12 protein-coding genes and 1 pseudogene are annotated in these 13,100 nt (G+C 72.0%); 6 read left to right on the top strand and 7 right to left on the bottom strand.

Annotated features, from left to right (window positions below; translation table 11 throughout):
• Nucleotides 1-4: 4 nt before the first annotated feature.
• A complete protein-coding gene (locus ABZ193_RS01935) occupies nt 5-1,219 on the bottom strand; it encodes an NAD(P)/FAD-dependent oxidoreductase (protein WP_354708485.1) in 1,215 nt (404 codons plus the stop codon).
• Between the two features lie 65 nt (nt 1,220-1,284).
• A complete protein-coding gene (locus ABZ193_RS01930) occupies nt 1,285-4,209 on the bottom strand; it encodes an AAA family ATPase (protein WP_354708484.1) in 2,925 nt (974 codons plus the stop codon).
• Nucleotides 4,210-4,384: 175 nt separating this feature from the next.
• On the opposite strand from ABZ193_RS01930, the gene ABZ193_RS01925 reads away from it, so the two are divergent.
• The 4 genes from ABZ193_RS01925 (at nt 4,385) to ABZ193_RS01910 (ending at nt 7,502) form a co-directional block, all read left to right on the top strand.
• Complete coding sequence (locus ABZ193_RS01925; protein ID WP_354708483.1) at nt 4,385-5,122, top strand: IclR family transcriptional regulator C-terminal domain-containing protein; 738 nt, start codon at nt 4,385-4,387, stop codon at nt 5,120-5,122.
• A 98-nt stretch (nt 5,123-5,220) separates the two neighbouring features.
• Nucleotides 5,221-6,201 carry a thiamine pyrophosphate-dependent dehydrogenase E1 component subunit alpha gene (locus tag ABZ193_RS01920; RefSeq protein ID WP_020415767.1) on the top strand — a complete coding sequence of 327 codons (981 nt, stop codon included), beginning with the start codon at nt 5,221-5,223 and terminating at the stop codon, nt 6,199-6,201.
• Nucleotides 6,202-6,225: 24 nt separating this feature from the next.
• Nucleotides 6,226-7,272 carry an alpha-ketoacid dehydrogenase subunit beta gene (locus ABZ193_RS01915; protein ID WP_354708482.1) on the top strand — a complete coding sequence of 349 codons (1,047 nt, stop codon included), beginning with the start codon at nt 6,226-6,228 and terminating at the stop codon, nt 7,270-7,272.
• Nucleotides 7,269-7,502 (top strand): lipoyl domain-containing protein, encoded by a 234-nt coding sequence (locus tag ABZ193_RS01910; RefSeq protein WP_020415769.1) that lies wholly within the window; start codon nt 7,269-7,271, stop codon nt 7,500-7,502. The genes ABZ193_RS01915 and ABZ193_RS01910 overlap by 4 nt, the downstream gene beginning before the upstream one ends.
• Before the next feature lie 348 nt (nt 7,503-7,850).
• Here ABZ193_RS01910 and ABZ193_RS01905 read toward each other — a convergent pair whose 3' ends face one another.
• The 3 genes and pseudogenes from ABZ193_RS01905 to wecB all read right to left on the bottom strand — a co-directional run.
• Entirely contained in the window at nt 7,851-8,003 is a 153-nt protein-coding gene (locus tag ABZ193_RS01905) for a hypothetical protein (RefSeq protein WP_354708560.1), read from the bottom strand.
• 33 nt (nt 8,004-8,036) lie between these two features.
• Nucleotides 8,037-8,183, bottom strand: a complete 147-nt coding sequence (locus tag ABZ193_RS01900; protein WP_354708559.1) for a hypothetical protein — start codon at nt 8,181-8,183, stop codon at nt 8,037-8,039.
• Nucleotides 8,184-8,269: 86 nt separating this feature from the next.
• Nucleotides 8,270-9,111: pseudogene (gene wecB, locus ABZ193_RS01895) on the bottom strand (UDP-N-acetylglucosamine 2-epimerase (non-hydrolyzing)); the annotation flags it as partial.
• Between the two features lie 128 nt (nt 9,112-9,239).
• Here wecB and ABZ193_RS01890 point away from each other — a divergent pair.
• On the top strand, nt 9,240-10,520 hold the full coding sequence (locus ABZ193_RS01890) for a ferric reductase-like transmembrane domain-containing protein (protein WP_354708481.1): 1,281 nt from the start codon (nt 9,240-9,242) through the stop codon (nt 10,518-10,520).
• A gap of 6 nt (nt 10,521-10,526) precedes the next feature.
• The gene (locus tag ABZ193_RS01885) at nt 10,527-10,955 is read left to right on the top strand and encodes a MarR family winged helix-turn-helix transcriptional regulator (protein ID WP_354708480.1); all 429 of its coding nucleotides are present in this window, start codon (nt 10,527-10,529) and stop codon (nt 10,953-10,955) included.
• Between the two features lie 219 nt (nt 10,956-11,174).
• Here ABZ193_RS01885 and ABZ193_RS01880 read toward each other — a convergent pair whose 3' ends face one another.
• Nucleotides 11,175-12,023, bottom strand: coding sequence for an ABC transporter permease (locus tag ABZ193_RS01880; RefSeq protein ID WP_354708479.1), 849 nt, complete (start codon nt 12,021-12,023; stop codon nt 11,175-11,177).
• Nucleotides 12,023-12,958 carry an ATP-binding cassette domain-containing protein gene (locus ABZ193_RS01875; protein ID WP_354708478.1) on the bottom strand — a complete coding sequence of 312 codons (936 nt, stop codon included), beginning with the start codon at nt 12,956-12,958 and terminating at the stop codon, nt 12,023-12,025. Before ABZ193_RS01875 ends, ABZ193_RS01880 begins: the two co-directional genes overlap by 1 nt.
• Nucleotides 12,959-13,100 lie beyond the last annotated feature (142 nt).

Raw genomic sequence — 13,100 nt, 5'->3', positions numbered from 1 at the left:
CATGTCAGCCGGCCACAGCCGCTCCGTTGAGGATGCGGGCGATGTTGCCGGGTGCGAAGAACTCGTCAGGCGAGATGGTGCCCGCGGGGACGCTCACGAACTCGTCCATCGCGTCCTGGTTGCCCTCGATCACGGCGAACAGGCGCCGCATCTCGGGCGGTGGCGGTTCCATCGTCGCCATCGCGGTGGCGAACTCGTAGATCGGCAGCCCCCGCTCGTCGCGCACTCGCTGGTACTCCGCCATCCCGTCCGCGTACGGACGGCGGCCGGTGAAGTAGTCGTCCAGCGCCGCGGCGCAGAGTTCGGCGCTGGCGAACGCGTCGCTGATGCCCTTGGGGACGACCGGATCCTTGTTGTAGCCCGCATCGCCGACCAGTGCCCAGCCCGGGCCGTACGGGGTGCGGAAGTAGTTCCACACGCCGCCGCCGACGAACGGCTCGACCCGGGTCGCGGCGCGGACCCGCTCGGCGAAGGCCGGCGCCGCCTCGGCCGTCTCCCAGAACGCGGCTTCGGGGTCGGCCTTGAGCGCCTTCATCTCCGCGACCGGCCGGCCGAAGACGACGAGCGTGAGATCGTCGTTGGTGGCGATCGCGCCCATCGCCAGGCCCGGCGGGACGACGAACTCCACGCCGTCCACCGGCAGGCCGCGGAAGAACGTGTAGTAGCCATACTGCAACCTGGGCTTGTCGTGGTACTGCCACGCGCCCACCCACTTGGCGACGTGCGATGTGCGGCCGTCGGCGCCGATCACGACGCGGGCCCGCTCGGTCACCGTGCGGCCATCCGCGCCGTGACCCCGGATCCCTGCCACACGGCCGTCGCGCACGACCAGTCCGTCCACATTGAAGTGTTGCCGGACCTCGGCGCCGGCGTCGGCGGCCGCGTCGAGGAGGATCTTGTCCAGCACGCTGCGACGCGGCGCGTACGCCGTCCCGATGCCCTCCACCGGGCGCGGCGTCCCGCTCAGCCGGACGTCCCCGAAGTCGAGCGTCCACGTCCGCAGCGGCGGGCAGCCGGTCGCGGTCACGCGGTCGAGCAGCCCCCAGCGGGCCAGCGCGGCCACCCCCGGCGGCTGGATGATCAGCGTGGACAGCGTGTCGCTGGGAAAGGTGGCCCGGTCGACCAGCAGCACCCGGTAGCCGCGGCGGGCCAGCAGCATCGCGGTCGGCGATCCGGCGCACCGGGCGCCGACGACGATCGCGTCGTATTCGGTGGTCATGGCATCCTCCCTGGGAACGGGTTCGTCCACCAGCCTCGCCCCGGGGGCGTTCCGCGGGCGTTCCGTCAGGCGTTCGCCGGGTGCCCGGCGGCGAGGAACTTCGCCCGGAGACGTTCCGCCTCCGGGCGCCAGACCGCCGAGTTGGTGAGCGCGGACAGTTCCGCGGCCGCGCGCATCCCGGTGTCCCCGTCGCCGGCCGCGTCGCAGGCGGCCAGCAGGACGCGCAGCAGGGCAGACCGCAGCCCGGGCGCGGCTTGGTCCCGTTGCCGGGTGTTGTCGAGGATCCGTTCGATCTCCGCGATGCCCGCCGTGGTCTCGCCGTCGAGCACCCGGAGGTAGCCGTCCAGGGCCGCGATGGCCGCTTCGACCTGCGCGCCGCTCACCAGCCGCAGCACCTCCTTCCCGCGTGCCACGTACTGCCGCATCGCCGGCACGTCGCCCATGTCCAGCGCGAGCAGCGAGGCGAAGAGCAGTGAGGTGGCCAGGCTGTACGGGTGCGCGATCTCCTCCGCCCGCGTCAGCCCGCGGTCGCGCGCGCGGATCGCCGCCCGCTCGTCGCCGAGGAACCAGTGCGTCAGCGCCAGCCGGGTCAGGCAGATCACGGCGGGATCCTGCGCGTAGCGGAGCAAGTGCTCGCGGCGGTTCTCGTCGCGGTAGGTCGCCACCGCCCGTTCCAGGTGGTCGCGCGCGGCGGTCAGCTCACCGGCCCAGAACGCGGTGACGCCGAGCAGATACTCCCCCTCGACGCGCAGGATGTCGTCGTCGTCCCGCTGCCCGCGCTCGCGCAGCGCGGCTCCGTACTCCCGCGCCGCGGCGAAGTCACCGAGCGCCAGGCTGCCCAGTCCCAGCGACCGCAGCAGTGGCGGCGAGGGCTCGGCACGCAGGGTTCGGGTGAGCACCAGCGCGCGCTGGTGGGTCTGGTGGATCTGCCGCGAGGCGTAGCCCTCGCCGGCGACCAGCGGCGCGAGCAACGCCGTGCACAGCTCCAGCTCCCGGTGCCACCGCGGCGCCGACTCGGGCCGGGTCCGCACCAGCTCCAGGGCGCGGGTCAGGAGCCGGGCGGACTCGCCGTGCGCGTACAGCTGCTGCGCCACGTCCGCGGCGCGGGCGTAGGCGTCCACCGCCTGCTCGATCCGTCCGGCCTCCTCGTAGTGCCGGGCGAGGCTTCCGCTGACGCTGTCCAGGTCGTGGGCGTAGGCGTTCTCGAGGGCGTGCGCGATCCGCCCGTGCAGGTAGCGGCGCCGCACCGGGCTCAGCGCGCTGTACACCGCTTCGCGGATCTTGTCGTGGCTGAAGTCGTAGGCCGTCGTGCCGTGTTCGCGGATGATGCGCCGCCGCCACAGCTCGTCCAGCCCGCCGACCACCGGTTCGTCGCCGAGTCCGCCGGCTGCCGTGAGCACCTCGGCGGTGAACTCCCGGCCGACGGCGGCCGCGATCTCGACCAGTTCCCGGGCCGGGTGGGACAGTTGCGCCACGCGGGCCCGGATCACCGCCTGGACCTTCGGGGTGAGCACGTCGCCCGCGCGCACCGCCTCGACGACGAAGAGCGGGTTGCCCTCGGTTTGCTGGTAGAGAGCGTCGACATCGGCGAGCCGGCTCCCGCCGAGCTGCTCGGCCAGCACCGCGGTCTCGGCCCGGCTGAGCCGGTCCAGGTCGATCTCGGTCAGGGTCTCGGCGGCTCGCAGGGAGCTGAGCAGGTCGCGCAGCGGCGCCGTGCCGTCGATGTCCTCGCGGCGTGCGGTGGCGACGACCAGCACCGGCACCGGCAGCCTGGTCCGCACCAGGTAGTGCAGGAGCTGCAGCGCCTCCCGATCCCACCACTGCACGTCGTCGGCCACGAGCGACACCGGGGCGCCCGGTGCGGCCAGAGCGCGGGCCACGGCGTCGTAGAGCCGCTGCCGCTGCTCGCTCTCGGGCAGCCGTTGCGGGCGCGGCACGGTGGTCAGCAGTTCCGGCAGCAGCCGGGCGAGTTCGGTGAGGTAAGGGGCGGGCAAGCCGCGCAGCGACCGGTTGAGGCGTTCCGAGCGGAGCCAGGAGGTGACCGGTCCGTACGCCAGCGCGCCTTCCCCGGGGTAGGCGCGAGCCAGTGCGGTGACGGCGCCGCGGTGGCCGCACCAGGCCCGGAACTCCTCCGCCAGCCGGGTTTTGCCGATTCCGGGTTCCCCGGCGAGCAGCACGACCCGCGCCCTGGTGCGGGCTTGCCGCCACGCGGCGATCAGCTGCGCGCGCTCGGCGGAGCGGCCGATGAACGGCGTCCCGCCCACGCGGGTGGAGGTCTCGGCGTCGTCGCGCGCGAGGAGGGCGTCATAGACCGCTCGGGTAGTGGCCGCGGGCTCCACACCGAGGTCGCGTTCCAGCGTCGCCGCGCACTCGTGGTACACGCGGACCGCGCCGGCCCGGTCACCGCGGGCGTCGTGCAGGCGCATCAGCAGCTGGTAGGTCTCCTCGTGGGTCGGCTGCTCGCGCAGCAGCCGCTCGGCGTGCCGCGTGGCCTCCGCGAGGTCGCCTCGCTGCTGAGCCGAGGCGACCAGCCGCTCGAGAGCGCCGAGGTAGCGGCGGCGCAGCCGGTCCCGGTCGGCGTCCGCCCAGTCCCCGGAGCGGCCGGCCAGCAGGTCCCCGGTGTAGGCCTGCACGGCTTCCCGCCACGACTCGCGATCGAGCGCGGCTTCGAACTCGGCCACGTCGAGGCGGTAGGGCGGGTCCGGCCGCCAGGTCAGCGTCCGCGGAGTCACCTCGAGGTGGCGGTCGAGACCGGGCAGCGCGTGGCGCAGCGTGTGCAGGACGTGCCGCAGGTTGGTCAGCGCCTGCGCCTCGGTGGAGTCCGGCCAGAGCGTGAACGCCACCCGCTGCCGCGGCTGCGGCTGGTGCCGGTGCAGCAGGAGGAAGGCCAGCAGCGATTCGGCGCGGGCGGAATCCAGCGGCGCCGGAGCGTGACCCCGAAGCACCTGGAACTGCCCGAGCAGCCGGATCGACAACGGCCCATCCGTCACGATTCCGGACGGTAGGTTCCCGGGCCGCGGCTGTCTACGGGCGGCGGGAATCCGTCTCCACGACGTAAGCATGCCGGCCGCGGCGGGTCACCGGGTCGGGCCTGGTGCCTTGCCGGTGGCGCGCGGCACCGGGCATCCTGGATGCGCGGCAACGGGGCGGCGGAGGTGAAGCGGGATGGCTGCTGGACCGACACTGATCGGCTCCGTACAGCGGGCACTGCACCTGCTCGACGCGGTCGGCGCGAGCGAACGGCCGGTCACGGCCAAGGCGCTGGCCCGCGGTGTCGGCCTTCCCCTGCCGACGACGTACCACCTGCTGCGCACCCTGCTGCACGAGGGTTATCTCCGCAAACTCGATGACGGCTACGTGCTCGGCGAGCAGGTCGGCGCGTTGCGCAAGCACAACTCGCTGCACGCGCTGCTGCCCAAGATCCGGCCGGTGCTGCGCGCGCTGCGGGACGAGGTCCGTGGCGCGGCCTACCTGTCGCTGTACTCCGGCGGTGAGATCAAGCTGATCGACATCGTCGACGCTCCCGAGCTGCCCGCCGTGGACCTGTGGGTGGGCGTGCAGGAAGCGGCGCACGCCACCGCGTTCGGCAAGTGCATCCTGTCCTGCCTGGACCCCGAGGCGCGGCGCGACCACCTCTCGCGGTACCGGCTCGCCGACCTCACCCCGCACACCATCACCGACACCCGGGTGCTGGAGCGGCGGCTGGCCGAGGGCGGCGGGGTCTTCAACGACCGCGAGGAGTACCTGCTGGGCACGGCCTGCCTGGCCACCCCGGTGCGCGCGCCCGGGGTGGTCGGCGCGGTGGCGATCTCGCTGCCGGCGCGCCGGCTGCCCGCGGTGGAGCCGGTGTCCCTGGAGCGGGCGTCGCGACGGGTGTCCCGTGCCTTCGCGCTGCTGTCCTGATCTGCGGAAACCGGTGTTTATCACCATCTGAAATCCGCACCGTTGTCCGCGGCCCGCGCCCGCCGCGACAGTGACTCCCACACCGATTGGGAGGTCACATGGAACCGGAGGACAGGCTGGGCCTGTACCGCATGATGGTCCTGATCCGCACCTACGAGGAGACGATCCTCCGCGAGTACCACGCGGACAAGAAACCCGTGTTCGACATCGGCGCCGGGCTCATCCCGGGCGAGATGCACCTCTCCGCCGGGCAGGAACCGGTCGCCGCCGGGGTGTGCGCGCACCTGAGCGCCGACGACGCGGTCACCGCCACCCACCGGCCGCACCACTTCGCCATCGCGCACGGGGTGGACCTGGAGAAGATGACGGCCGAGATCTTCGGCCGGGTGGACGGTCTCGGCCGGGGCCGTGGCGGGCACATGCACTTGTTCGACCCCGCGACGCACTTCTCGTGCTCGGGCATCATCGCCGAGGGTTATCCGCCCGCGGTGGGGCAGGCGCTGGCGTTCCAGCGGCGCGGCACCGACCGGGTCGCGGTCGCCGTCACCGGTGAGGGCGCGGCGAACCAGGGCGCGTTCCACGAAGCGCTCAACCTGGCGGCGCTGTGGCAGCTGCCGGTGGTGTTCGTGGTGGAGGACAACGACTGGGGCATCTCGGTGCCGCGCAGCGCTTCGACGTGCGTGACGTCGAACGCCGTGCGTGCCGCGGGCTACGGCATTCCCGGTCACCGGGTCGAGGACAACTCGGTGGAGGCGGTGCACGAAGTCGCGGGCGAGGCGGTGGCGAGGGCGCGTGCGGGCGAGGGGCCGAGCCTGATCGAGGTGCACACGCTGCGCCTGTGGGGACACTTCGAGGGCGACGCGCAGGGCTACCGGTCCGATCTGGAGGGTGTGCCGGGCCGCGATCCGCTGCCCACCTACGAGAAGGAGCTGCTCGCCGCCGGCGTGCTCGACGAAGCCACGGTGTCGTCGATCGCCGCGCAGGCCCGCGACCGCGTCGAGGCCGCGGTCGCGTTCGCCAAGCGCAGCCCCGAGCCCGACCCGGGCACCGCGCTGGACTTCGTGTTCGCGCAGGCCTGATCCCACCACCGACGAGGAGAAGCAATGACGCTCACGGATGCCTCGGCATCGTCCTCCGCACCCGTACAACGCAAGCTCAGCACCGCCAAGGCCATGGTCGAGGCCATCGCGCAGGAGATGGAGCGCGACGAGGACGTCTTCGTGCTCGGCGAGGACGTCGGCGCCTACGGCGGCATCTTCAGCTCCACCACCGGCCTGCTCGAGAAGTTCGGGCCGCGGCGCGTGATGGACACGCCCATTTCGGAGACCGCGTTCATCGGCGCGGCCATCGGCACCGCGGTGGAGGGCATGCGGCCGGTTGTCGAGCTGATGTTCGTCGACTTCTTCGGCGTGTGCATGGACCAGATCTACAACCACATGGCGAAGATCCACTTCGAGTCGGGCGGCAACGTCACCGTGCCGATGGTGCTGACCGCCGCGGTGGGCGGCGGCTATTCGGACGGCGCGCAGCACTCGCAGTGCCTGTGGGGCACCTTCGCGCACCTGCCCGGGATGAAAGTGGTCGCGCCCAGCAACCCCGCCGACGCCAAGGGCCTGATGACCGCCGCGATCCGTGACGACAACCCGGTGGTGTACCTGTTCCACAAGGGCGTGATGGGCCTGCCGTGGATGGCCAAGAACCGCCGGTCGATCGGGCCGGTGCCCGAGGGCGACCACGTGGTGCCGATCGGCAAGGCGAACGTCGTGCGGCCGGGCAGCGACGTCACGATCGTGACGCTGTCCTTGTCGGTGCACCACGCACTCGACGTGGCCGAGGAGCTCGCGCCGCAGGGTGTCGACTGCGAGGTCGTGGACCTGCGCAGCGTGGTGCCGCTGGACACCGACACGGTCCTGGAGTCGGTGGGCCGCACCGGCAGGCTGCTCGTCGTCGACGAGGACTACCTGTCGTTCGGGCTGTCCGGGGAGGTCATCGCGCGCGTCGCCGAGCGCGACCCGGGGCTGCTGCGCGCTCCGGCCGCCCGGGTGGCAGTGCCCGATGTTCCGATCCCCTATGCCCGCCCGCTGGAGTACGCCGTGCTGCCGACGCCGGACCGGATCCGCCGGGCTGTCCTCGGCCTGGTGAGCGCATGACCGATATCGCCTTCCCCCACATCTCCGACAACGAGCCCGACGCCGAGGGCGTGCTCGCCACGTGGTTCGCCGCCGACGGCGAGCAGGTCGGCGAGGGCGACCTGATCGCGGAGGTCGCGGTCGACAAGGTGGACGTGGAGGTGCCCGCTCCGGCCGCGGGTGTGCTGCGGCTGCTCGTCGAGGAGGGAGAGGTGGTCAAGCAGGGCGCGGTGATCGCCCGGATCGAGTAGGAGCCAGGCTGTCGCCGGCCCCATGCCTTGGGGCCGGCGGCGGGGTTGGCGATCGCGAGGCCGAGGCCCGGTTCGGGGGGCCTCGGCGAGCACGGCACGCCCGCGCTCGTCGAGGTCGCGCAGGAAGCTGTCGTGCGTAGCCGGTCGTCGACCCGGACACCGGCAGCACCGCGCGCGTCCAACGGGCCATCGCCACCCGGGGCCGAAGCGCCCGGCCGGCTGCGCCGTCTCCGGCACGTCCTCGGCCCGCTGGGGCCCCGGAAGGGCGCCACGGCCGGGAGCCCCCTCGCGCGACCGGGCCAGAGGGCTCCCGCCAAGGGCGCCATCACCGATGAGGGACCGTGGGAATCACCGTCCGATGGCGTGGTCATCCTCGCCGATGGCGGAGATCGGGTCTATGGTCGCCGGCGGCGCCTCGACGGGGTCCGGGAACGGCACGCTGTCGATGGCCGAGCGCCACGCGGAGAGGTACGGAGTGAGCGGATCATCGTCGGCGCACATCGGTTCTCCCGGTTCTCGAAGCGGGCGGACGGCTCAGGGCACGGGTTCCGCCTCGCCGAGCAAGGCGTTCTGTGCGGGCAGCGCGAGCAGCTCGGCGATCGCTTCCACGGATCGGAGCGCGGCCTTGCCGTCCCCGTACGGGTTGGCCGCCCCCGCCAGGCGCCACCGCCCCGACAGCACGTCTTCGACGGCCCCGAGGATCGCGGCGGGGTTGGGCCCACGAGCCGGGCGTGCCCGCTGTCGACTGCCTCGCGGCGCCCGGTCTTGTCCCGCAACACGACGACCGGCGTCGCGAAACTCGGTGCCTCCTCCTGGATCCCGCCGGAGTTGGTGAGCACGACGGTGGCCAGGCGTCGGGCGCGGATCAGGTCCGGGTACTCCAGCGGCGCAGTGACGGTCACGCGGGGCACCCCGCCGAGGACCGCCCCGACGTGACGCCGCACCGAGGGGTTTTGGTTCGCCGGGAACAGGACCTCGACGTCGGGGTGCCGCGACACCAGTTCGGCCACAGTGGACAGCACCTGCTGCAGGGGCTGCCCCAGGACTCCCGGCGGTGCGAGGTCACGAGCACGAGCCGCCGCCCCTGCTCGTGCAGCCTCAGCTCCATCTCCGCGAGGGCGCGGTTCTTCGCCGGCCACGCGCGGGCGGGGATGTGTTCCACGGCATCCACGACGGTGTTGCCCGTCAGGACGATCCGGCCCGGCGCCACACCCTCGCCGCGCAGTGCCGCGACCGCGGCGTCGGTCGGGGCGAGATGCAGCGCCGCCAGCCGCGAGACCATCCGCAGGCCCCCTTTCTCGGGGAACGGGGCGGAGAGGTCGTTCGTGCGCAGACCCGCTTCGAGATGGACGACCGGGATGCCACGCCAGAACGCGGCGAGCGTGCCGGCCAGGACCGTCGTGGTGCCGCCCTGCACAACCAGCGCGGCCGGAGCACGCACCCGCAGAACCGCGTCGAGTGCGGGCAGCAGTCCGGAGACGAGCTCGGCTGCGTCCCGGTGCGACGCGCGGGCAGCGGCAGCCGTTCGTCCACGAGGATGATCACGCCCGCGCTCGTGACGACCATCACGGCAGGAACCGGGCGTCGTTCGCCAGCCCTCGCCCCGCATTCAACGGGCGCAGCCGGCGCTTCACAGGGCGCCGCGATCGTCACGGGAACCGCATGCCGGGGGCGGTGGCTGCCCACGACGAGTGACGGCGTTGGACGAACCACTCGCTTTTACATAGCATGCTATCTATGTCGGACAAGGTGCGCTGGAACCTGGTGGCACTCGGCGGGTTGTCCCTCGGCCTGACCGCAAGCGTCCTGTTTCTCGCCGTCCCCACGTCGGGATGGCTGACCGGCCTGGCCTTCCTCGCGGGCGCGATCGCCTACGCGATGATGGCGGCGAACCTGTTCCTCGCGATCCGGCGACCGGTGCTGGAGAAGCTACTGGGTCCACTCGACCGCGTGTATGTCGCTCATCGCGTGATCGGCACCGGTCTCGTCGGTGTGCTGCTACTGCACCTGGTGATCACCCCGATCGCGTCGGCCGTCGAGCACGGCGAGAACGTTCTGAACAGCCTCGGCGTGGCTGCTGTGCTCGGTGCGCTCGGCACACTCCTGCTACTCGCCTCGATCGCGCTGTCGATCAACACGAAGGTGCCCTACGACCGGTGGCTGCGGGTGCACCTGGCCACCGGGGCCGCATTCCTCGTGTGGACGGCGTACATCCTCATCGCGGCGAGCAGGTGGCTGTCCTTGACCACTCCCCTGGGTTGCCTGCTGATCCTGTTCGCGTTGCTAGGGCTCGCGAGCTTGGCGGTTCGGGTGTGGGACAGGGCGCGTGGCGGCATCCCCTACACGGTTGTCGAAACCCTGGGACGAGAGCGGGGACGCGAGATCGTGCTGCACCCGGACGGGGCTCGGCGAATCACCCGGCACCGTCCCGGCCAGTTCATGTTCCTGACCGCGAACGCCGAGACGCATCCCTTCACGCTGACGAGCGCGGCGGGGGCCGACGACCTCCGTGTGCTGATCCGCCCGTCCGGCGACTGGTCTCGCCACGCCCAGACCCGCCTCACCGTCGGTGACCGCGTGCGTGTCGACGGGCCGTTCGGTGCGTTCACGCCGTCGGTGAATGCCGGCACCGCAGCGCCTCAGGTCTGGATCGCTGGTGGCGCGGGGATCACCCCATTCCTTTCAGCGTTGCGCAGCGCGAACGGGATGCAGCAGGGGCAGGTCGAGTTGGTCGTCGCGGCAAGGGATGCCACGGACGTACCGTGCTGGGAAGAACTGTCGACTTCGGCCGCGACGAAACCGTGGCTGACGCTGACACCGACGTTCAGCGCGCTGGGTGGACGGCTGGACAGCGAGGCTGTGAGCCGCCTCGTGGCGCGTCAGCCAGAGGACGCCGAGTGGTACCTCTGCGGTCCCGCCGGGCTCACGGATATCGTGGTACGCGCACTCGATCGGCTACCGGCCGCGCGAGTGCATCGTGAGCTGTACGAGTGGCGGACACCGATGAGAAGCCGTTAGGAAGCAATGGAATTCAACCGTTTCGACTCGGCTGGCTTCATGATCAACTGGTGTGCCCGGGTGTTCGAGCGCCGCATGGCCGCGGCTCTCCGCCCCCTCGGGCTCAAGCCGGCCTACCTTCCCCCGTTGTTCACCCTTTCCGCGATGGGCGAGGCGACGCAGAGCGAACTGGCGAAAGCGTCGGCGATACAGCAGCCGACCATGGCGCTGACCCTTCGCCGGATGGAGCGTGACGGTTTGATCACCCGAGTCCAGGCGAAGGCCGACGAGCGCCGGGCGATCGTACGCCTCACTCCGACGGCCGAGGAAGTCCTGCCGCAGGTCGAAGCGATCGCCCGGAGCATCAACGAGGCGGCGTTCGAAGGCCTGCCTGACGACGCACCAGCACGGCTGATCGAGCTGCTGCGGCAGACCGTCCGGAACCTCGAGAAATGACCCTCACGCCGGCTCATCCTCGGTCGTGGGCCCAGACCGACCGCAGGGTGGGTGAACCCGCGGATATCGCGGGTTCAATCCCTCGGGATCGGCGCTGATCCCGGTACCTCCTGCGACCTTCGATCCGGCGGCATCAGCAGGCTCCGTGCCGGGCTCCGTCTTGCCGGAGCTCGCCACTTCCGCGCCGGCCCGCGCGCGGGGGACTCTGCGGTTCGTCGGTCACACGTCCCGTCGCCGCATCGTGATGGTGGCGGCGCCCAGCGCGGCCACGACCCACGCGGTGACAACCGCGGCGCCCCCACCCGGACCGAGGGTGCTGCTGCCGGCGGCCTGCACCTCGGTGAACGAGGCGGCGGCGGAGCTGGGGAGGAAGCGCAGCAGGGTGTCCCAGCTGTCGGGCAGCAGCGCGCCCGCGATGTTCGGAAGGATCATGACTCCGCCGACCACGACGCCGATGCTGCCGGCGACGCTGCGCAGCAGCACCCCCGCGCCCAGGCCGATCAGGGCGATCGCGGTGATGTAGCCGATCATACCCAGCAGCGAGGTCAGGACGCCGTCGTCGGTCAGGGCCACCGTGGGAGCGCCATTGGCGGAGAGGATGCCCATTCCCGCGCCATAGGAACCCAGGACGGCGACCACCGAGGTGGGGACCACCACGGCGGAGAGCGCGGCGGCCTTGGCGGCGACGACCTGCCAGCGCCGGGGCACGGCCGCGACGGTCGCGCTGATCATCCGTGAGCTGTACTCCCGCGCCCCGGCCAGGCTGGCCAGAACACCGACCAGGAGGACTGCGAAGGTGGAGCCGGTGAGGACGGTGGTGAGGGGTCCGCCACCGCCGAACGGGCCGGCGTCCTCGCCGGGCGTGGCGAGCGAGCCGCTCGACACGGCCGCCGCGATCGCGCCGAACCCGATCATGGCGACCACGACCGAGAGCATGCCGATCCAGGTGCTGCGCAGGCTGCGGATCTTGATCAGTTCGGACCGGATCGCCCGGCCCAGGGTCTGGCGTTGCGCGGGGGTGTGACTGGTCGCCGCAGCGTGCCGGGGCGACGGGAGCGTGGTGGTCATCAGGCCGCCTTCTCGTGAGTGTTGTGCTGGACGGTTGCGGCGTACTCCACGCTGTCGCGGGTGAGTTCGAGGTAGGCGGACTCCAGTGACGCGGTGACCGGCGTCAGTTCGTGAATCCGGAGCCGGTGTGCGGTGGCGATGTCGCCGATGTCGGCCGCGGTCATGCCGCGGACCTCGAACCGGCCGGGCTCCCGGGTGGTCAGGGTGACCTCGTCGCCGGCGAGCAGCGGCGCGAGCGCGCCCGCGTCCGGGGAGACCACGACCACCGCGTTGCCCCCGGGCGACTCCTCGATGAAGTTCGCGATCGAGGTGTCGGCAAGGATGCGGCCCTGACCGATGACCAGCAGGTGGTCGGCGACCAGCTGCATCTCACTCATCAGGTGGGAGGACAGCAGCACGGTGCGCCCCTCCGCGGCGAGTTCGCCCAGCAGTTCGCGGATCCACTGGATGCCGTCGAGGTCGAGGCCGTTGACCGGTTCGTCGAGGAGCAGGACGGCCGGGTCGGCGAGCAGTGCCGCGGCAATGCCGAGGCGCTGGCCCATCCCGAGGGAGAACGACTTCGCCGGCTTGTGCGCGACGTCGGTCAGGCCGACCGACGCGAGAACCTCGTCCACGCGGCGAGCGCCGATGCCGACGGTGGCGCCCAGGGCGAGCAGGTGGTTGCGGGCGCTGCGGCCGCCGTCGACCGCCTTCGCGTCGAGCAGCGCGCCCACTTCGGCGAGGGGTGCGCGGGACGTGACGTAGGGGTGTCCGTCGACGAGCGCGCTACCGGAGGTGGGCCGGTCGAGGCCGACGATCATGCGCATGGTGGTGGACTTGCCTGCCCCGTTGGGGCCGAGGAACCCGGTGACGACGCCGGGGCGGATGGTGGCGGTGATGCCGTCGACGGCGCGCTTGCCGCCGTATGTCTTGGTGAGTTGCCGTAGCTCGATCATGGTGTCCACGATCCGGGGAACCGCCACCGGTGCGCGTCGCCTCGTCGCAGGCAGTCGGCCTGACGCGGCTACCACGTTCGTGGTATGCCCCGCAGGGGCGGTCTACCACGGCCGGCAGACTCACGGACCGCGCCGAGCGTCT

The organism is Amycolatopsis sp. NPDC006125, assembly GCF_040614195.1.
In the GTDB taxonomy this organism is placed as follows: domain Bacteria; phylum Actinomycetota; class Actinomycetes; order Mycobacteriales; family Pseudonocardiaceae; genus Amycolatopsis_E; species Amycolatopsis_E tucumanensis.
Note: the sequence above shows the minus strand (reverse complement) of the source record. Positions and strands in the feature narration are given on the sequence as shown.

Excerpts from the sequence above, each read along its gene's own strand:
- ABZ193_RS01935 (WP_354708485.1), bottom strand. The coding sequence starts at position 1,219 with ATGACCACCGAATACGACGCGATCGTCGTCGGCGCCCGGTGCGCCGGA.
- ABZ193_RS01925 (WP_354708483.1), top strand. The coding sequence starts at position 4,385 with ATGGCTGCTGGACCGACACTGATCGGCTCCGTACAGCGGGCACTGCAC.
- ABZ193_RS01920 (WP_020415767.1), top strand. The coding sequence starts at position 5,221 with ATGGAACCGGAGGACAGGCTGGGCCTGTACCGCATGATGGTCCTGATC.
- ABZ193_RS01915 (WP_354708482.1), top strand. The coding sequence starts at position 6,226 with ATGACGCTCACGGATGCCTCGGCATCGTCCTCCGCACCCGTACAACGC.
- ABZ193_RS01910 (WP_020415769.1), top strand. The coding sequence starts at position 7,269 with ATGACCGATATCGCCTTCCCCCACATCTCCGACAACGAGCCCGACGCC.
- ABZ193_RS01905 (WP_354708560.1), bottom strand. The coding sequence starts at position 8,003 with ATGTGCGCCGACGATGATCCGCTCACTCCGTACCTCTCCGCGTGGCGC.
- ABZ193_RS01890 (WP_354708481.1), top strand. The coding sequence starts at position 9,240 with ATGTCGGACAAGGTGCGCTGGAACCTGGTGGCACTCGGCGGGTTGTCC.
- ABZ193_RS01885 (WP_354708480.1), top strand. The coding sequence starts at position 10,527 with ATGGAATTCAACCGTTTCGACTCGGCTGGCTTCATGATCAACTGGTGT.
- ABZ193_RS01880 (WP_354708479.1), bottom strand. The coding sequence starts at position 12,023 with ATGACCACCACGCTCCCGTCGCCCCGGCACGCTGCGGCGACCAGTCAC.
- ABZ193_RS01875 (WP_354708478.1), bottom strand. The coding sequence starts at position 12,958 with ATGATCGAGCTACGGCAACTCACCAAGACATACGGCGGCAAGCGCGCC.